We start from the raw sequence: 21,229 nt of genomic DNA on the forward strand, positions 1-21,229 counted from the left end.
CAGGCCGTTTCTGCCTGCACCCTCCCTTCGCGGCAAGACGTCCGTCGTCGCGTGCTTTCGCAACCCCTCATGCCGCGTTCGGTGCGCCTGGCCACCTGCAGCCAGCGCCGATTGCGCGTGCCCGGCACCCATGGTCAGCGCACGTCCGGGCCGGCTAATTTTTCGGCGGCGGATTCGTTCTATAGGGACGACACGCCTGTGCGCCTCCCGCCTCTGAATCCGGACGCCTCGAAATGAATGCTGACCAATCCCTCATGCTCGCCGGCCGTTTCATCGGTCTGCCTCTGGACAAGCGGCGCGCGTTTCTCGCCGCGCTGGCAAAGGAAGGGGTGAGTTTTCAGCAATTGCCGATCCCTGCCGGGGTGGCGGCCGAGGACCGGCACACGCTGTCGTTCGCCCAGCAACGGATGTGGTTTCTCTGGGCGCTGGCGCCCGACAGTGGCGCCTACAACCTGCCGGCGGCGGTGCGCCTGACCGGTCGCCTGGACGCCTCGGCGCTGGAGGCTGCGTTCGCCGCCCTGCTGGCGCGCCACGAAACCTTGCGCACGGTGTTCCAGCGCCAGGCCGACGGCGAGGTGCGCTGGGCCCTGGCCTCGACTCCGGTAGCGGTGCAGACGCATGACCTGACCGCACTCGACCCCGCTGCCCGTGAACAACAGGTGTCGACCCTGGCCGAGGCCACGGCGCAGGCGCCGTTCGACCTGGCCAACGGGCCGCTGCTGCGCGTGCACCTGCTCAAGCTGGCCGACGACGAGCACGTGCTGCTGCTCACCCTGCACCATATCGTCGCCGACGGTTGGTCGATGGGCGTGTTGATCGAAGAATTCATCCAGGCCTATAGCGCGTGCCTGGCCGGCCAGGCGCCGAACTGGCAAGCCCTGCCGATCCAGTACAGCGACTACGCCCTGTGGCAGCGGCGCTGGCTGGAGGCGGGCGAGGGCCAGCGCCAGCTCGACTACTGGCTGGCCCAGCTGGGCCACGAGCAGACGCCGCTGGCCTTGCCCACCGATCACCCGCGCCCCGCACACCCCAGCCAGCAAGGCCGACGCTGCACCTTCAGTGTTGCACCGGCACTGGCCGAACAGCTGCGCGGTCTGGCTCGCCGTCAGGAGGTCAGCCTGTTCGTGGTGCTGCTGGCGGCCTTCAAGCTGTTGTTGCAGCGCTACAGTGGCCAGGCGGACATCCGCATCGGCACGCCCATCGCCAACCGCCACCGCCGCGAAACCGAAGGGCTGATCGGCTTCTTCGTCAATACCCAGGTGCTGCGCACCGAGGTCGACAGCCAGCTGCGAGTGAACGACTTCCTGCGCCGGGTGCGCGGCGTGGTGCTCGATGCCCAGGCCCATCAGGACCTGCCCTTCGAGCAGTTGGTCGAAGCCCTGCACCTTGAGCGCGATACTCGCCGCACGCCGCTGTTCCAAGTGATGTACAACCACCAGCCGGAGGTGGCCGACCTCAGCACCTACGCCTTGCCCGGCGGCCTGCGCCTGGGGCAGGTGCAGTGGCAGAGCCAGACCACCCAGTTCGACCTCACCCTCGATACCTTCGAGCGCGGGGGCGAGCTGCACGCCGCGCTGACCTACGCCTGCGACCTGTTCACGGCCGACACCGTCACGCGCATGGCCGAGCACTGGCAGGCGCTGTTGCAGGCGCTGGTGGCGGGCGATGAGCGACGGCTGGCCGAGCTGCCCATGCTCGACGCCGCTGAGCACCAGGCCAGCCTACAGGCCTGGAACCCTGCACCGGCTCAGTTCCCGGTCAGCACCTGCCTGCACCAGCAGATCGCGCTGCAGGCCCAGCGACGCCCGGAGGCTGTGGCCGTGACCTGCGCCGAGCAGCAACTGACCTATGGCCAGCTCGAGCGCCGCGCCAATGCCCTGGCCCACACCTTGGTCGAACGCGGCGTCGGCCCCGACGTCTGCGTCGGCCTGGCGGCCGAACGTGGCGTGCCGATGCTGATCGGCCTGCTGGCCATTCTCAAAGCCGGCGGCGCCTACGTGCCGTTGGACCCGGCCTACCCACAGCAACGCCTGGCCTACCTGATCGAAGACAGTGGCATCACCCTGCTGCTGGCCGAACCGTCGGTGCAGGCAGGCCTGCCGCTACCCGAGCACGTGACGCTGATCGCCTTGGGCGAGCAGGGCGAGCGTGACGAGGCTCCGGCCACCCACGTCGGCCCGGACAACCTGGCCTATGTCATCTACACCTCCGGCTCTACCGGCCAGCCCAAAGGCACGCTGCTGACCCATGCCAACGCCCTGCGCCTGTTCACGGCCAGCGCGCCCTGGTTCGCCTTCGACGAGCACGATGTGTGGACGCTGTTCCATGCCTATGGCTTCGATTTTTCGGTGTGGGAAATTTTCGGTGCCTGGCTGCACGGAGGGCGCCTGGTGGTGGTGCCGCATGACGTCAGCCGTTCGCCGCAGGCGTTCTACGCACTGCTGTGCCGCGAGGGCGTGACGGTGCTGAACCAGACCCCGTCGGCCTTCAAGGCGCTGCAGCCGGTGGCCTGCGCCGGCACCGGGCGCCTGGCCCTGCGCGAAGTGATCTTCGGCGGCGAAGCGCTTGATGTGAACGCCCTGCGGCCGTGGTTCGAGCGCTTCGGTGAGCGCGCCCCACGCCTGGTGAACATGTACGGCATCACCGAAACCACCGTACACGTCACCTACCGCCCACTGACCCTCGAGGATCTGCGCCAGAGCGCCAACAGCCCGATTGGCCAACCGCTTCCCGACCTGCGCTGGTACCTGCTCGACGCCGACCTCAACCCGGTGGCCAAGGGCTGCGTGGGCGAGCTGTACATTGCCGGGGCGGGTTTGGCGCGTGGTTACCTGAACCGCGGCGGGCTCAGTGCCACGCGCTTCATCGCCGACCCGTTCGGTGCAGACGGCGGGCGCCTGTACCGCACCGGCGACCTGGCCCGCTACCGCGCCGACGGGGTGATCGAATACAGCGGCCGGCTTGACCAGCAATTGAAGATCCGTGGCCACCGCATCGAGCTGGGCGAGATCGAAGCGCGGCTGCTGGCCGAGCCTGCGGTCGCCAGCGTGGTGGTGCTGCCCCACGGCAGCGGCGAGTCACTGCAACTGGTGGCCTACGTGGTGCCGACCGACACCACACAGGTCACCGCCGAGGCCGCAGCCCAGGCATCACTGCGCGAGCAGCTCAAGGTCAGCCTGCGCGGACAGGTGCCCGAGTACATGCTGCCGACCCACTGGCTGCTGCTCGGCGCATGGCCGTTGACCACCAACGGCAAGCTCGATCGCACGGCCTTGCCAACCCCTGACGCCAGCCTGTTGCAGCGCGCCTACCTGCCGCCACAAGGGCCGCTTGAGCACGCCGTGGCCCAGGTCTGGGGCGAGCTGCTGCAGGTCAGCGAAGTGGGCGCCGACGACGATTTCTTCGTGCTCGGTGGCCATTCGCTGCTGGCCACACAAGTGGTGTCGCGCCTGAGCGTGCTGCTCGATCAAGAGATCGCCCTCAAGCGCGTGTTCGAGCACACCACCCTGCGTGCCTTTGCCGCCAGCCTCGGCCAGGACGCACCGCGCCATGCGCCGCTGCAGCCGGTGAGCCGCCAGCAACCGCTGCCGGTGTCCTACGCCCAGGAACGTCAGTGGTACCTGTGGCAGCTCGATGCGCAGAGCAGCGCCTATCACATTCCGGTCGCCTTGCGCCTGCACGGGCCACTGGACGTCAGTGCCTTGCAGCAGGCCTTCGACCTGCTGATCGCGCGCCACGAAACCCTGCGCACCACCTTCCGCCACGATGGCGAGCAACTGCTGCAGGTGATCGCGGCGCCCACAGCCCTGGACCTCGCGCCGCAACCGCTGCCAGCCGGCAGCGACTGCGCGGGGTGGGTACAAGGCTTCGCCCGTCAGCCCTTCGACCTGGACAACGGCCCGCTGCTGCGGGTCGCGCTGCTGCGCCAGGCCGACGACGAGCACGTGCTGGTGCTGGTACAGCACCACATCGTCTCGGATGCCTGGTCGATGCAGCGCATGGTCGAGGAATTGGTGCTGGGCTATGAAGCCTTCAGCCAAGGCCAGCTGCCGGCACTGCCAGCGCTGCCCGTGCAGTACGCCGACTACGCCGTCTGGCAGCGTGCACGCCTGGCAGGCGGCGAAGGGGCGCGCGAACTGGCCTACTGGACCGCGCAACTGGGCACTGACCACAGCGTCATCGAGCTGCCCCTGGACCACCCCCGCCCGGCGCAGGCCAGTGGCCGTGGCGCCGCCGTGGAACTGAGCCTGGAGGCGGCCCTGACCGCGCAGCTCAAGGGCCTGGCGCACGCGGCCAATACCACCTTGTTCAGCGTGCTGTTGGCCTCGTTGCAGGCGCTGCTGCACCGCTACAGCCAGCAAGCGGAAATCCGCGTCGGGGTGCCGGTGGCCAACCGCCAGCGTCTGGAAACCGAGGGCCTGTTGGGCTTTTTCGTCAACACCCAAGTGTTGCAGGCCCAGCTCGACCCGCAGATGACCGTCACCGCGCTGTTGGCCCAAGTGCGGCGCACCACGCAGGACGCCCAGGCGCATCAGGCGCTGCCCTTCGAGCAACTGGTCGAGGCCTTGCAGCCCGAGCGCAGTCACAGCCATCACCCGCTGTTCCAGGTGCTGTTCAACCACCAAGCCCATGCCCGCCAGAGTGCGCTACGGCGTGAGGTGGGCGGGTTGCAGCTGGAGGCCTTGATGCTGACCAGCGAGACCAGTCAGTTCGACCTGATGCTCGACACCTTCGAGTCTGCAGGCGGCCTGCACGCGGTGTTCACCTACGCCACCGACCTGTTCACGGCCACCACGGTGCAGCGCCTGGCCGGGCATTGGCAGGCGCTGCTGCAGGGCATGGTCGATGGGCCTGAGCAGCGCCTGGCTGACGTGCCGCTGTTAAGCGTCGACGAGTACCAGGCGACCTTGCACGGGTGGAATGGCCAGCCGCTGCAGGTGCCGGTCGAACACTGCCTGCACAGCGTCATCGCCACCCAGGCCCAGCGCCGTGGCGCGGCCGTGGCGATCACCTGTGACGCTCAGCACCTGACCTACGCCGAGCTCGACGCGCGCGCCAACGCCTTGGCCCACACCTTGGTCGAACGCGGCGTCGGCCCCGACGTCTGCGTCGGCCTGGCGGCCGAACGTGGCGTGCCGATGCTGATCGGCCTGCTGGCCATTCTCAAAGCCGGCGGCGCCTACGTGCCGTTGGACCCGGCCTACCCGCAGCAACGCCTGGCCTACATGATCGAAGACAGCGGCATCGCCTTGCTGCTGGCCGAGCCGGCGGTGCGGGCGCACCTGCCGCTGCCCGAGCACTTGCCGGTGCTCGACCTGGGGGCTGCCGACGCGCGTCGTGATGCCCCGGCCCCGCGTGTGGGCCCGGACCACCTGGCCTACGTCATCTACACCTCCGGCTCCACCGGCCACCCCAAAGGCACGCTGCTGACCCACCGCAACGTGCTGCGCCTGTTCGCGGCAACGCAGAGCAGGTTCAACTTCGACGAGCAGGATGTCTGGAGCCTGTTCCATTCCTACGGTTTCGATTTTTCGGTCTGGGAAATCTTCGGCGCGCTGCTGCATGGCGGGCGCCTGGTGGTGGTGCCACATGACGTCAGCCGCACGCCTGAGGCCTTCCATCAGTTGCTCAGCCAGGAGCGGGTGACTGTTCTCAATCAGACCCCTTCGGCGTTCAAGGCACTGATGCCGGTGGCCTGCGCCAACCCGCAGGCGTTGGCGTTGCGCCAGGTGATCTTCGGTGGCGAAGCGTTGGAGGTGAACAGCCTGCGGCCGTGGTTCGAGCGCTTCGGCGACCGCACGCCGCAACTGGTCAACATGTATGGCATCACCGAAACCACCGTGCACGTCACCTACCGCGCGCTGACCCGCCATGACCTCGACCAGCCCGCCAGCAGCCCGATCGGCGAACCGATCGGCGACCTGACCTGGTACCTGCTCGACGCCGGCCTCAACCCCGTCGCCAAAGGCTGCGTGGGCGAGTTGTACATCGGCGGCGCGGGGCTTGCCCGGGGCTATCTGAATCGCGCGGGCCTGAGCGCCACGCGCTTCGTGGCCAACCCGTTCGATGCCCACGGCGGGCGCCTGTACCGCACGGGCGACCTGGCACGCAACCGTGCCGATGGGGTGATCGAGTACAGCGGCCGGATCGACCAGCAAGTGAAGATCCGCGGCTTTCGCATCGAGCTGGGCGAGATCGAAGCGCGCCTGCTGGCCGACCCTGCGGTGGCCAGCGTGGTGGTGCTGGCCCATGGCCGTGGTGAGTCGTTGCAACTGGTGGCCTACGTGGTGCCGCGCGACCCGGCACTGGCCAGCGCCGAGGCGCACACGCAAGCCCTGGCCCGTGATCAGCTCAAGGCCAACCTGCGTGGGCAATTGCCGGAGTACATGGTGCCGACCCACGTGTTGTGGCTGGCGGCACTGCCGCTGACCACCAACGGCAAACTCGACCGGCAGGCCTTGCCCGCGCCGGACGCGCGCGTGTTGCAGCAGGCCTATGCAGCGCCTGCCAGTGAGCTGGAGCAGCGTCTGGCGCTGATCTGGCAAGACCTGCTGGAGGTGCCGCAGGTCGGCCTTGACGACGACTTCTTCGCCCTCGGCGGGCACTCGTTGCAGGTCGTGCGGCTGCTGTCGCGCATCCGTGATGAATTCGAGATCGAGCTCAAGCTGCGCGACTTCCATGGGCTGCGCACCCTCGGCGAGCTGGCCGGACACCTGCAGCAGAACGCCTCGAGCCAAGCGCGCGACAGCGAGCTGGATCAGATCTTTGGCGTGCTCGATGAACTGGAGATGGACAATGTCTGAACACCTCGGGCCTGAACGCGGCGCGTCTGAACACGCCGCACGCAATCAGCAGCTGGTCGAGCGCATCGCCGGCTTGAGCGCGGACAAGCGCCGCCAGCTGTTCGCCAAGCTGCATGAGAGGGGCATCGACGTGGCGCGCTTGCCGATCGTCCCGGCGCTGGCCGGCGAGCGTGCGCCGCTGTCGTACGCGCAGCAGCGCCAGTGGTTCCTCTGGCAGCTGGCGCCGAGCGGCAGCGCCTACCACATTGCCACTGCGCTGCAGGTGCGCGGCGCGCTGGATCAGGCGCGCTTGCAGGCCAGCTTCGATGCGCTGGTCGCGCGCCACGCCAGCCTGCGCACGCGCTTTGTCGAAGACGGCGGCGAGGTGTTTCAGGTCATCGATGCGCCGACGCGCGTGACCCTTGAGCACGCTGAGTTGCCGAACGCTGACCTGCCGCTGCAACAGCGCTTGCACGCCTGCGTCGAGCGTATCAGCGCACGCCCGTTCGACCTGCAGCACGGCCCGCTGCTGCGCGTGTGCCGGGTGCCGGTGGCGCAGGATGAGCACCTGCTGGTGCTGGTGTTGCATCACATCATCACCGACGGCTGGTCGATGGCGCTGATGGTCGAGGAGCTGCTGGCCACCTACGCCGGCGGCGTGGCGCTGCCGGCGCTGGCGGTGCAGTACGCAGACTTTGCCGCCTGGCAGCGACAGTGGATGCAGGCCGGTGAAGGCGAGCGGCAGCTGGCGTATTGGAAAACCCAGATCGGCGACCCGCAGCAGGTCCTGGAGTTGCCCACCGACCAGCCGCGCCCGGCAAGCCTGAGCGCTGCGGGCGGTCGCGTGTCGGTGGACCTTCCCGCGCCGCTGGCCCAAGCCCTGCGCGGGCTTGCATCGGCACACGGGGTGAGCCTGTTCGTGCTGCTGCTGGCCAGCTTCCAGACCTTGCTGCACCGCTACAGTGGCCAGGCGCAGGTGCGCGTCGGGGTGCCGGTGGCCAACCGCAATCGCCTGGAAACCGAAAGGCTGATCGGCCTGTTCGTCAACACCCAGGTGCTCGCGGTGCAGTTCGACGCCAACGAGGCCTTCAGCGCGGTGCTGCAGCGTGTGGCGCACCAGGTGCGCGAGGCTCAGGCCCATGAAGACCTGCCGTTCGAGCAACTGGTCGAGGCCTTGGGCGTGCCGCGCAGCCTCAGCCACAACCCATTGTTCCAGGCCATGCACAGCCATCAGGACGGCGTGCGCCAAGCTGCAGACCTCGGTTTGCCGGGGCTGAGCGTGACGCCCTTGCAGTGGGACGCCGCCAGCGCACAGCTGGACCTGACCCTGGAAACCCAGGATGACGGGCGCGCGCTCGGCGCCGCGCTGGTCTATGCCAGCGACCTGTTCGCCCGCGACAGCGTGGCGCGCATGGCCCGCCACTGGTTGAACCTGCTGCGCGGCATCGTCGCCGCGCCGCACACCCCGGTGGCCAAGCTGGCGTTGCTCGATGCCGCCGAACAGGCGTTGATCGTCGAGCAGTGGAACGCCACCGCCGTCACCGAATACCCGCTCGACCAACCGGTGCAGCGCCTGATCGAACGCCAGGTGCGCGCCACCCCCGACGCTCCGGCGCTGCGTTTTGCTGATGCCGCACTGAGCTACCGCGAGCTCGACCAGCGCGCCAATGCCTTGGCCCATCACCTGAGGGGGCTCGGGATCGGCCCTGAGGTGCTGGTGGGCATTGCGGTGGAGCGCAGTGTGGAGATGGTCGTCGGCCTGCTGGCGATCCTCAAGGCGGGCGGGGCCTACGTGCCGCTGGACCCGGACTACCCGGCCGAGCGCTTGAGCTACATGCTCGATGACAGTGGCGTGGCGCTGCTGCTGACCCACTCGCACCTAGACCTGCCATGCCCGGCACAGGTGCCGCAGCTGGCGCTGGATACCCTGGTGCTGGACGATGCGCCCGCCGAGGCGCCGGCTGTGTCGGTCGACCCCGAACAGCTGGCCTACGTGATCTACACCTCCGGCTCGACCGGCAAGCCCAAAGGCGCCGGCAACCGCCACCGCGCCCTGACCAACCGTCTGTGCTGGATGCAGCAGGCCTATGGCCTGGGCCCGGGCGACACGGTGCTGCAGAAGACCCCGTTCAGTTTCGACGTGTCGGTGTGGGAATTCTTCTGGCCGCTGATGACCGGTGCCTGCCTGGCCGTGGCTCGCCCGGGCGACCATCGTGACCCGCAGCGGCTGGTCGAGTCGATCAGGCACTACCAGGTCACCACGCTGCACTTCGTGCCCTCGATGCTGCAGATGTTCCTGCTCGATGAGCAGGTGGGCGGTTGCCAGAGCCTGCGGCGGATCGTCTGCAGTGGTGAAGCCCTGCCAGTGGACGCCCAGGACCAGGTGCTGGCGCGCCTGCCGGGCGTGGCGCTGTACAACCTCTATGGCCCGACCGAGGCCGCCATCGACGTTACCCACTGGACCTGCCGCGATGAGGGCCGCGACGCGGTGCCGATCGGCCAGCCGATCGCCAACCTGCAGACCTACGTGCTCGACCCTGAACTGCAGCCAGTGCCGCCCGGGGTGGTCGGTGAGCTGTACCTGGGCGGTGAGGGCCTGGCGCGCGGTTACCATCGCCGCCCGGGGCTGACGGCCGAGCGTTTCGTCACCAGTGCGTTCGGCAGCGGGCAACGCTTGTACCGCACCGGCGACCTGGCCAGCCAGCGCGCCGATGGCGTGATCGAGTACCGCGGGCGCATCGATCATCAAGTGAAAATTCGCGGCTTGCGCATCGAGCTGGGCGAGATCGAAGCGCGGCTGATGGAGCAGGATGCGGTGCGCGAAGCGGTGGTGCTGGCCCTCGACGGCGCGTTGGTGGGCTATGTGGTGCCCAGCCACTGGCAACCTGATCAGCAGACCAGCCTGCGCGAGGCCCTGCGTGCGCCATTGCGCCAGGCGCTGCCCGACTACATGGTGCCCAACCAGCTGGTGTTCATCGAACGCATGCCGCTGAGCCCCAACGGCAAGCTCGAGCGCAAGGCCCTGCCGCGCCCCGACGCGGCGCAGGCACAGGCCGAGTACGTGGCCCCGCGCAGCGTGCTGGAGCAGCGCCTGGCGCAGGTCTGGCAAACGCTGCTCAAGCGCGAACAGGTGGGCCTGAACGACAACTTCTTCGAGCTGGGCGGCGATTCGATCATCGCCATCCAGTTGGTCAGCCGCGCGCGGCAGGTCGGTATTCGTTTCAGCCCCCGAGACCTGTTCCAGCACCAGACCGTGCAGGCCCTGGCCACGGTGGCCGTGTGCGGTGAGGCGGCCGAGCTGATCGACCAGCAACCGGCCTGCGGGTCGACGCCGCTGTTGCCGTTCCAACAGTGGTTCTTCGACACCGTGCACAGCACGCCGCAGCACTGGAACCAGTCCGTGCTGCTGGCCCCGCGACATCCCCTCGACGCCGCGACCCTCGAACAGGCCTTGCACGTCCTGGTGCAGCACCACGACGCGCTGCGCCTGCGCTTCAACGACGGCGCTGCGCACTTCGCCGACGCCGAGCCGGCCACGCTGGTGTGGCAGCAGGCGGTGGCCGATGACGCGCAGCAACAGGCCGCTGCCGACGCGGCCCAGGCCAGCCTCGACCTCGAACACGGGCCGCTGTTGCGCGGGCTGTTGACCCAGCGCCCGGATGGCCGCCAGCGCTTGCTGCTGGTCATTCATCACCTGGCCGTGGATGGCGTGTCATGGCGGGTGCTGCTCGAAGACCTGCAGAGCGCCTATCGCCAGCAATGCCTGCCGGCCAGGACCCATTCGGTCAAGGCCTGGGCCGAGCAACTGCAAGCCGATGCGCAGGCGCCGGGCCTGCACAATCAACTGGCCTATTGGCAGGCGCAGGCGGTCGACCTCGCGCTGCCCGCCGCAGCGCTCGACACACCGCTGCTGCAGCGCGAGGCCTGCCATGTGCAGACCCGGCTGGACGCCGAGCTGACCCGGCAGCTGCTGCAACAGGCGCCCGCAGCCTACCGTACCCAGGTCAACGACCTGCTCCTGACCGCACTGGCCCAGGTGATCTGCCGCTGGAGTGACTGCCCGGCGGTCAGCGTGTTGATGGAAGGCCATGGCCGCGAGGTGTTGTCCCGCGAGCTGGACCTGACCCGCAGCGTTGGCTGGTTCACCAGCCTGTACCCGGTCAAGCTGACCCCAGCGGCCACCTTGGCGGCGTCGATCCAGCAGATCAAGGAACAACTGCGCGGCGTGCCGGACAACGGCCTGAGCTATGGCGCGCTGCGCTACCTGGGCCGCGAAGAGGCGCGCGCAGCCCTGGCCGCACAGCCGGCCCCGTGCATCACCTTCAACTACCTGGGCCAGCTCGACGGCAGCTTCGACCAGGCCGATGCGCTCTTCGCCGCAGTGGGCGAGCCGCGCGGCGCGGAGCAGGGCGCCGAGGCACCGCTGGGCAACGGCTTGACCCTCAATGGTCAGGTCTACGGCGGTGAGTTGCAGGTGGACTGGCAGTTCAGCGAGCGGCAGTTTGCGCCGGCCGACGTGCAGGCCCTGGCCGAGGCCTACGGCCAGGCGCTGGCCGCGCTGATCGGCCATTGCTGCAGCGCCGGCAACGGCAGCCTGACCCCCTCCGACGTGCCGCTGGCCGGCCTCGATCAAGCAGCGCTGGATCGCCTGGCGCTCGACCCGCGCAGCGTGCAAGACCTCTACCCGCTGTCGCCCATGCAGCAAGGCATGCTCTTTCACAGCCTCTATCAACCTGGCGACAGCGCGTACATCAACCAACTGTCGGTCGCGGTCAGCGGCCTCGATGCGCAGCGCCTGCGCGCCGCCTGGCAAGCCGCGCTGGATGCCCACGACAGCCTGCGCAGCGCGTTCCTGCCAGGCGAACGCGCACTGCAAGTGGTACAGCGCAGCGTGCGGCTGCCGTTCTTCGAGCATGACTGGCGCGAGCACCCTGACCCGCTCGCCGACGCAGACGCGCTGGCCCTGCAACTGCGCAACCAAGGTTTCGAGCTGGACCAGGCGCCACTGCTCAGCGTGCACCTGGTGCGCCTCGACGCGCAGCGCTACCAGTTGATCTACACCAGCCACCACCTGCTGATGGATGGCTGGAGCAACGCGCAGTGGCTGGGCGAAGTGCTGCAGCGCTATCGGGGTGAAGCGCTGCCGGCAGCACCGGGCCGTTACCGCGACTACATCGCCTGGCTGGCCGGGCGGGATGCGCAGGCCACCGAACAGTTCTGGCGTGAGCAGCTGCAGGGGCTCGCGGCGCCCACGCGGCTGGCGGCAGCATTACCGGCCAGCACGGCTGCCCGCAGCGGGCACGGCGAGCACCTGCGGCTGCTCGACAGCGCTGCCTGCGAGCGCCTCAAGGCCCTGGCCGGTGCCCACAAGGTGACCCTCAATACGGTGTTGCAGGCGGCCTGGGCTTTGCTCTTGCAGCGCTACACCGGGCAGGCCTGCGTGGTCTTCGGCACGACAGTCTCGGGCCGCTCGGCGTCATTGCCAGGTATCGACGCCCAGGTCGGGCTGTTCATCAACACCTTGCCGGTGATCGTACCGCTGCAGGGCGAGCAGTCGCCGGCAGCGCTGTTTGCGCAGCTACAGGCGCACAATCTGGCGCTGCGTGAACACGAGCACACGCCGCTGTTCGACATCCAGCGCTGGGCCGGGCAGGGCGGTGACAGCCTGTTCGACACCTTGCTGGTGTTCGAGAACTACCCGGTGGCCGAGGCGCTGCAACAGGGCGCCGCGGACGGGCTGCAGTTCGGCGCGGTGGCGACCCGCGAGCAGACCAGCGTGCCGCTGACCCTGCTGGTGGGCGTCGAGGCCGGGCTGAGCGTGCACTTCCAGTACGACCGCCAGCAGTTCGGCGCCGCGCAGGTCGAGCAGCTGGGCCAGCACCTGCTGAACCTGCTGCACGGCTTGCTCGCAGCTCCCGCCGCGCTGGGTGAGCTGCGCATGCTCGGCGACGAGGAGCACCACCGCCTGGTCGATGAGTGGAACCAGGATGCCGTTGCCGCGGTGCCGGCGCAGTGCATTCATGCTTGCGTTGCCGCGCAGGTCGAGCGCGACCCCGAACACCTGGCGCTGATCGACGGCACGCAGACCCTGACCTATCGCCAGCTGGACCAGCGCGCCAACCGTCTGGCCCATCGTCTGCTGGCCCTGGGCGTGGGCCCTGAGGTGCGCGTGGGCATCGCCTTGCCGCGTACCGCCGAGCTGATCGTGGCCTTGCTGGCGGTGCTCAAGGCCGGTGGCGCGTACGTGCCGCTTGACCCCGACTACCCCGTCGAACGCCTGGCCTACATGCTCGAGGACAGCCGCGCCCAGGTGCTGCTCAGCGACGCCGCAGTGCTGGCCAGCCTCGATCTGCCGGGCAACGTGCAGGTGCTGTGCCTGGACGATGCCCACACCTGGCTGGCCGACTGCCCCAGCACCGCGCCGGCCACCCCGGTGAGCCCCGACAACCTCGCTTATGTGATCTATACCTCCGGCTCCACCGGCTTGCCCAAGGGCGTGTCGATCACCCACCGCAACGTTCAGGCGCTGCTGAACTGGTCGCAGCAGAGCTTCAGCCGCGACGAGCTGCAAGGCGTGCTGGCGGCCACCTCGGTGTGTTTCGACCTGTCGGTCTGGGAAATCTTCATCACCCTGGCCAGTGGTGGCTTCATCGTGCTGGCGCGCAATGCCCTGAGCCTGCCTGAGCTGCCGGCGCGCGAACGTGTGCGGCTGATCAACAGCGTGCCATCGGCGCTGGCCGCGTTGCTGCAGGCCGGACAGATTCCGCCCAGCGTGCGGGTGATCAACCTGGCGGGCGAGCCGCTCAAGCAGCACCTGGTCGATGCGCTGTATCAGTTGCCCAACGTGGTGCGCGTCAATGACCTCTACGGGCCCTCCGAAGACACCACCTATTCCACCGCCACCCAGCGCCAGGCCGGCGGTACGCCGAACATTGGCCGCCCGCTGCCGGGCACCGGCAGCTACCTGCTCGGCGCCGACCTGCAACCGGTGCCGCAGGGCGTGGGCGCCGAGCTGTACCTGTCGGGCGCAGGCCTGACCCGCGGCTACCTGGGCCGCCCGGCATTGACCGCCGAGCGCTTCGTGCCGCACCCCTTCGCCCGTGCGGGCGAGCGCCTGTACCGCACCAGCGACCTGACTCGCTACCGCGACGACGGCGCCCTGGAATACCTCGGCCGCCTGGACCATCAGGTGAAGATCCGTGGCTATCGCGTGGAACTCGGGGAAATCGAAGCGCGTCTGCTGGCACTGAACGAGCTGCGCGAGGCGGCGGTGCTGGCCTGTGAGCTGCAAGGCAGCACGCAACTGGTGGCGTATGTGGCGCCCCATCGCCCCTGCACCAGCGCCGACGCCCAGGCCAACCTGGACGCCGAGCTCAAGGCGCAACTGGCCGAGCAGTTGCCCGCTTACATGGTGCCGGCCTTCATCGTCTGCCTGGCCCGCCTGCCGCTGACGCCCAACGGCAAGCTCGACCGCAGCGCCTTGCCCGCGCCTCAGGCGGTGCAGGCCGACGGCCCGCTGCGGGCGCCGCGCAACGCCTTCGAACGACAGGTGGCGGCGGTCTGGGAGCAGGTGCTGGACGTCCAGCCGGTGGGGCTGGATGCGCAGTTCTTCGCACTCGGCGGCCACTCGTTGCTGGCGACCCAGGTGGTCGCGCGTCTGCAAGAACTGCTGCCGATGCCGGTGGGCCTGCGCGACCTGTTCGAGCAGCCACGCTTCGACGCCTTCGTCGACCTGCTGCAGGCCCGCACCGGGGCAACCCGCGCGGCGCTGCCGGTGTTGCAGGCCGCAGGCGCCGACGCCCAGGCGGTGTTGTCGCTGGCGCAGCGGCGCTTGTGGGTGGTCGAGCAACTGGCCGGCGGCAGCGCCGCCTACGGCATGCCGCTGGCCCTGCGGGTGACCGGCGAGCTGCAGGTGGCGCTGCTGCAGCAGGCGCTCGATGCCGTCATCCAGCGCCATGAGGTGCTGCGCACGGCCTATGTGGCCGATGACGAAGGCGACCCGCAGGCGCAGGTGTTGCCCTCGGCCAGCAGCGAGCTGGCGCTGCGCGACCTGTCCGGCCTGGGCCGCGCCGAGCGTGAAGCGCAGGTGGCGCAGGCGGTGCTCGACAACGCCAGCACGGCCATCAGCCTGCTGCACGCCCCGCTGCTGCGCGGGCAGGTGCTGCGCCTCGGTGAGCGTGAGCATGTGCTGCTGTACGCCATGCACCACATCATCTCCGACGGTTGGTCGATGTCGCTGCTGGTCAACGAGCTGGTGGCGTTCTACGGGCAGTTGCAGGCCGGCGAGCCGCCGCACCTCGACCCGCTGCCGCTGCAGTACAGCGACTATGCCCGCTGGCAACTGGCGCTGGAGCAGGCCGGCGTGCTCGCGGCCCAGGCCGACTACTGGCGCCAGGCCCTGGCCGGGCACGCTGGCGTGCTGGCGCTGCCCACCGACCAGCCCCGCGCCCAGCAGACCTCCAGCGCCGGCAGCGCGCTGGAGCTGCAGCTGGACGCGGAGCTGGTGCAGGGCTTGCGCGCCGTGGCGGCACGCGCCGGCGCCACCCTCTACAGCGTCCTGCTGGCAGGCTTTCAGGTGTTGCTGCACCGCGTGGCGGCGTGCGACGACCTGGTGGTCGGCGCCGATGTCGCCGGTCGCCCGCGCCCGGAACTCGAAGGCCTGATCGGCTTTTTCGTGAACATCCTGCCGCTGCGGTCGCGCTATGCCGCCGCGCAACGCTTCAGCGACTACCTGGCCACCACACGCGACACCAGCCTGGAGGCCTTCGAGCACCAGGAGCTGCCCTTCGACAGGATCGTCGAAGCGTCCGGTGCGCCGCGCCAGCGCGGCCTCAACCCCTTGGTGCAAGTGCTGTTCGTGATGAACAACCTGCCGGTGCGCGACGCCCGCCTGGCGGCGTTGCAGGTCGAGGTGATCCCGGCCCTGAGCAGCTACTCGAAATTCGACATGGCCCTGTTCCTCGATCAGGACGGCGATGGCCTGCGCGGCACCTGGCAGTACGCCAGCGAGCTGTTCGCCGGCGAGCGCGTGCGTGCCCTGGCCAGGGACTGGACCGGCATTCTGCAGCAGATCCTGCGCGAGCCGGATATCAGATTAGGAGACCTCAAGATGAGCACGGAGACCGTTGTCGCAGCCGCCCCGAGCCCTGCCGCGCTTGGCGCCGCGCCTGCAGCCGCGCCGAAGCCCGACAAGCTCGGCAAGTTTCTCAAGAAACCCAAACCCGCCGAGGCGGCGCCAAGCGCTGCGGTGCGTGAAACCCTGCTGGCCGCGCCGCAGGTGTTCCCGCTGCTGATCGAGCCGAACGACCCGGGGCTCGACCTGGTGAGCTGGGTGCAGGCCAACCGCGCCGACATCGAGGCCAAGCTGTCGCGCCATGCCGGGCTGCTGTTCCGCGGTTTTGCCATGCACGACATCCACGCCTTCGAGGCGTTTGCCGAGGCGGTGCAGCCGGGCCTGTACGGCAAGTACGGCGACCTGCCGAAGAAAGAGGGCGGCAAGAACACCTACCGCTCAACGCCCTACCCGGAAAACAAGATGATCCTGTTCCACAACGAGAGCTCGCACCAGGACACCTGGCCGCGCAAGCAGCTGTTCTTCTGTGAGCAGCCCTCGCCGGTGGGCGGTGCCACGCCCGTGGTCGACTGCCGGCTGATGTACCAGCGCATGCCTGAGGCGGTGCGCGATCAGTTCGAGCGCAAGGGCCTGCTGTACGTGCGCACCTTCGCCAGCAACCTCGATGTGTCGTGGCAGCACTTCTTCAAGACCGACGACCGCCGTGAGGTGGAAGCGCGTTGCAGCGCCGCCGGCATTCAGTGGACCTGGTTCGACAACGACGAGCTGCAGATCCGCACGCCGTGCCCGGCGATCATTCGCCACCCGGTCACCGGCGAGAAAACCTTCTTCAACCAAGTGCAGTTGCACCACATCCATTGCCTGGACCCGGACGTGCGCGAAGACCTGCTGGCGCTGTTCGGCGCCGAGCGCATGCCGCGCCACGTCTACTACGGCGATGGCACGCCGATCGACGACGCCACCATGGCGCTGGTCGGCGAGCTGTACGAGGCCTGCGCGGTGCGCTTCGACTGGCGCAAGGGCGATGTGATCCTGCTCGACAACATGCTCGCCGCCCACGCCCGAGACCCGTTCGAGGGGCCACGCAAGATCGTCGTGGCGATGGGCGAAATGATCGAACGACGCACCCTGCAAGCGGCCCCACGGGCCGCCTCACTGACCCAAGAGGCTGACGCATGAGCGAGCTTGACGTGCAAACCCTCGGCGCGGGCCTGGCCCTGCTCGCCGAACAGCACTGCTGCAATGACCCGATTGCGCGAGGCCCAGCGGCCCAGGTGCTGGACATCCGCCTCCACGGCGCGCTGCAGGTAGCCGCGCTGCAGGCGGCCCTCGATGACCTGGCGCTGCGCCAGCCGGTGCTGACCACGGCCATCGCGGCGGTGCCGGGCTATCACGGCCTGCGTCAGTTTCCGGGGGGGCGTGGCGCGCAGTTGCCACTGAGCGTGCTCGATGCGCCGCAGCCCACTGCGGTTGCCAGCGCCCAGCGCCAGCACTGGCTGCGCCAGGCCGCCACGCAGCCAGCCCAGGTGCAGGCCCTGCTGCAGCGTCTGGAGGGCGATGCCTGGCATTTGACCCTGGTCGCGCCACGCGTGCTGCTCGATGCCAGCAGCCTGCCCCTGCTGGCAGAGCAACTGATCCAGACCTATCGCCAAGGCCCGCTCGGAGCGGACGACGAACTGGGCCAGTTCGCGCAGTACCTGGAATGGCGCGCCGAAGTGGTGCTCGACGAAGACGCCGGGCAGGCCGCGCAGTACTGGCAGGCGCACCTGGGCAGCCAGGCGCTGTTCCAGGCCGACTTGCCGTATCGGCGCCAGGGCGGTGCCGCTGGTGGCGCAGATATGAACGTTGGCGCCGACACCAGCACAGGTCCAGGTATCCCTCTAGGAGCGACCTCGGTCGCGATGGGCCGCGACGCGGCCCCAACAGGTGCAGGTAGAGACGCCGTCACTGGCAACGGCAACGGCCCAGACGCCCACACCCGCACCGGCATCGGCATCGGCATCGGGGCCGGCGAGGCTGGCGTCGAGCAGGTCGAGGCACAGTGGTCGGCGACGTTGCGCCAGGCGGTTCAGGCACTGGCCGCGCGCAGCGGCGTCAGCCCCGACACCGTCCTGCAGGCAGCCTGGTGGCTGCTGCTGGCGCGCATCAGCGGGCGTTCGTCGTTCATCGCCGGCTGGCGCCACGACAGCCGCGCCGACTACGACTTCTTCGCGCACAGCCTGGGGGTGTTCGAAAAAACCCTGCCGCTGCACCTGGTGTTCGATCCCCAGGCCTCGTTCGACACCTGCCTGAGCCAACTGAGCGGCGTGCTGGAACAGCACCGCACCTGGCAGGAGTACTGCCCCGCCAGCACTGATGCGACCCGCCCCCGCTGCGGCTTCGCCGCGCGCCGCCTGCCGGCGCTCGAGGCGTCTGCGTGGTCGGCGCAGATGACGCCGTGCCTGGCCCCGGGCCTGGAGCTGCAATTGCAAGTGAGCGTGGCCGCCGAGCCGGCCACGCAGCCGCTGAGCCTGGTGTTCGACCGCCGCCACTACAGCCGCGTCGCCATGGGCGTCTTGCTCGAGCAGTATCAGGTGCTGCTCGGCAACCTCGTTGCTACGCCAGCCGCGCCAGTGGCCGACTGCGCGGTACTGGGCGACGCCGAACGCGAGCGGCTGCTGGCGTTCAACCGCGCTGCGGCTGGCTGGAACACGGCCGAGATGGCACGCGGTTCAGTACCGAGCGTCGATCCGGGCGCTGAGCTTGTGCAGCGGGATGCTGCTGAGCAGGGCGGTCTGCCGAGCGTCGATCCGGTCGCTGAGCTTGCACACCGGGCTGACGCTGAGCGGAGCAGTGTGCCCAGCTTTGACCCGGTCGCGGGGCTTGAGCACCGGGCTGACGCTGAACAAGGCGATCTGTCGGGTTCCGCTGCGGTCGCCGACCTTACGCAGTCGGGCGCCGCTGAACCTGGCCGTCAGCCGGCCCTCGCTCCGCGTGCTCAAGCGCCTGCAGCGGCCGACACGCTGCCCGCGCGCATCGCTCACTGGTGCCGGGAAACACCGTACGCGCCGGCATTCGTCGGCCCGGGTGAAACCCTGACCTACGCCGCGCTGGACGGCCGTGTGCAGCGCCTTGCCGCGACCTTGGCGGTGCAGGGCGTCAGCGCCGGGACGCGCGTCGGCCTGGCGTTGCCGCGTTCGGCGCACTGGCTGGTGGCGGCGCTGGCCACCTGGCGCCTTGGCGCAGCTTGGGTAGCGTTGGACCCGCACTGGCCGGTGGCGCGGCTGAGCACACTGGTGCAGCAAGCGGACGCCACGCTGCTAATCAGCGAGCGGCGTCTGGAGCTGGACATCGCCCACGTGCTGATGGGGGAAGCCGACGGCCAGGCCGCCGCTGCACCCATCCCCGAGCCCGCCGTGCTCAGCGCCAGTGACCTGGCCTATGTGCTGTTCACCTCGGGCTCGACCGGTATGCCCAAAGCGGTGGCCATCGAGCACGGCGCGCTGGCGCACTACGTGGCCAGCGCGAGCGAGGCGCTGGGCCTGGCCGGCTGCCAACGCTTCGCCTTCAGCGCCAGCGTGGTCGCCGATCTTGGCCACACCACCCTGTTCGGCGCGCTGTTCAACGGCGCCGCCCTGCACCTGGCCGACGACGCCACGGTGCAGGCCGGCGAAGCGTTTGCGCGGTTCATTGGCGAGCAGGCCATCGACTGCCTGAAAATCGTGCCCTCGCACCTGGCGGCCCTGCTGGACACGCCCCAGCCGCAACTGCCCGGCACCCTGGTCCTGGGCGGCGAAGCCGTGGCGCCAGCGCTGGTCGAGCGGCTGCTGCGCCTGCGCCCGGACCTGCGCCTGTTCAACCACTACGGCCCGAGCGAGGCCACGGTCGGGGTGCTGGTGCACGCCATCAGTGCCGCCGACCTCGACGGCAGCGCGCTGCCGCTCACCCAGGTGCTCGGCCACAATCAGCTGCGGGTGCTCGATGCCCAGCAGCAACTGGTGGCCAGCGGCGAGCTGGGCGAGCTGTACCTGGCCGGCCCGCAGCTGGCCCGCGGCTACCTCAACGCTGCGCAGCAACAGGCCGAGGCGTTCATCGAGGCCCCGCAGGTCATCGGTGGGCGCCTGTACCGCACCGGCGACCTGGCCCGTTATCGCCCCGAAGGCGGCATCGTGCTGCAAGGGCGCGCGGATCAGCAGGTCAAGCTGCGCGGCTTTCGCGTCGAACTGGGCGAGATCGAGGCCGAGCTGGCGGCGCTGGCGGACGTCAGCGAAGCCGCCGTGGTGCTCGACGGGCAGGGCGAGCCGCTGGCCTTCGTCACCGCGCGAGGCGAGGCGCCAGACGACTGGGGCAACGCCCTCAAGCGCCAGCTCGAACAACGCCTGCCTGCGGTGATGGTGCCGCGAAGCGTGCAACCACTGGCACGCATGCCGCGCCTGGGCAACGGCAAGATCGACCGCCAGGCCCTGACCGCCAGCGACCTTGGCGCCACCCAGCAGGCCTACGTGGCGCCACGCGATGCACTGGAACAGGTGTTGGCAGGGCGCATGGCGCAGTTGCTCGGCAGCGAGCGCCTGAGCGTTGAGCAGGACTTCTTCGCCGCTGGCGGGCATTCGCTGCTGGTGATCAAGCTGGTGGCCGGCATCCGCAAGCTGCTGCACTGCGAGGTGCACCCGGGCGTGGTCTTCGACCATCCAAGCCCGGCAGCGCTGGCCCAGGCGTTGCGCTTGCAGGAAGTGGCGCCAGGGCAGTTGGAGAAGCTGGCCCAGGCCCGTGTGCGGCTGGAGTCGATGAGCCCGGAGGAGAAGGCGCGGTTGCTGGAGAAGGCGCGGCAGCCCGGTTAGGGCAGGATGGGTTGGGCGGCGGTGTGGCGCTGATGAACGGCGATGGCCGGCGCAGTCGGCTTAAGCAAAGCGCCCACCAATGACGGGTAAATACAGGCCGCAGCCCTGGGGCGGCAAAGCCGGCCTGAACCAGGCGCCGCGAAAACAGCAGGGAAATAGTGGTTGCAGCCCTGAGGCGGCAAAGCCGGCCTGATTCAGCCGCCGTGCACCGGCAGGATAATCGAGGTGCCAGCCCTGGGCCGGCCCCGCCGCCCAGCGTGGCAAATGAAGTGGCCCAGAAGTGCTCAGGCAACCTGCCAGTTCGGTCATGTGCGAGCGTCGGTTCGACGTGTCGACCTGCCTGAGACGAGCGTCAACCTGCCTGGATCGCACGGTGCTTATCAGCCTGACACCGGGCACGGTACTATTCCGGCATTCCCCCTGCACCTCCCATCACCTGGCCACACGTGGTTTACGTCGCATTTTTTGCGCCAAGCGTGAACGCTTCTTAATTTCACTCATGCCCCGTTCGTCTAGTGACCGAGCAGGTACGACCTCAGGCCGGCCGCTCGCAG

General features: G+C 69.1%; 3 protein-coding genes. All 3 read left to right on the forward strand.

Features of this window, described 5'->3' with window-relative positions; genetic code table 11:
- The first annotated feature begins 233 nt into the window (after positions 1–233).
- Genes SJI00_RS16245 through SJI00_RS16255 form a run of 3 tightly spaced genes read left to right on the forward strand, consistent with a single transcriptional unit; the run spans position 234 to position 20,675 of the window.
- Complete coding sequence (locus tag SJI00_RS16245) at positions 234–6,803, forward strand: non-ribosomal peptide synthetase (protein WP_322462730.1); 6,570 nt, start codon at positions 234–236, stop codon at positions 6,801–6,803.
- Positions 6,796–17,034 (forward strand): non-ribosomal peptide synthetase, encoded by a 10,239-nt coding sequence (locus tag SJI00_RS16250; protein WP_322462731.1) that lies wholly within the window; start codon positions 6,796–6,798, stop codon positions 17,032–17,034. Before SJI00_RS16245 ends, SJI00_RS16250 begins: the two co-directional genes overlap by 8 nt.
- Positions 17,031–20,675, forward strand: a complete 3,645-nt coding sequence (locus tag SJI00_RS16255) for a non-ribosomal peptide synthetase (RefSeq protein ID WP_322462732.1) — start codon at positions 17,031–17,033, stop codon at positions 20,673–20,675. The genes SJI00_RS16250 and SJI00_RS16255 overlap by 4 nt, the downstream gene beginning before the upstream one ends.
- Positions 20,676–21,229: the final 554 nt, after the last annotated feature.

Origin of the sequence: Pseudomonas gebzensis (assembly GCF_034427815.1) — a bacterium.
GTDB lineage: Bacteria > Pseudomonadota > Gammaproteobacteria > Pseudomonadales > Pseudomonadaceae > Aquipseudomonas.

Bases quoted from the DNA above. Each gene is read 5' to 3' on its own strand.
- SJI00_RS16255 (WP_322462732.1), top strand. From the start codon at position 17,031: ATGAGCGAGCTTGACGTGCAAACCCTCGGCGCGGGCCTGGCCCTGCTC.
- SJI00_RS16245 (WP_322462730.1), top strand. From the start codon at position 234: ATGAATGCTGACCAATCCCTCATGCTCGCCGGCCGTTTCATCGGTCTG.
- SJI00_RS16250 (WP_322462731.1), top strand. From the start codon at position 6,796: ATGTCTGAACACCTCGGGCCTGAACGCGGCGCGTCTGAACACGCCGCA.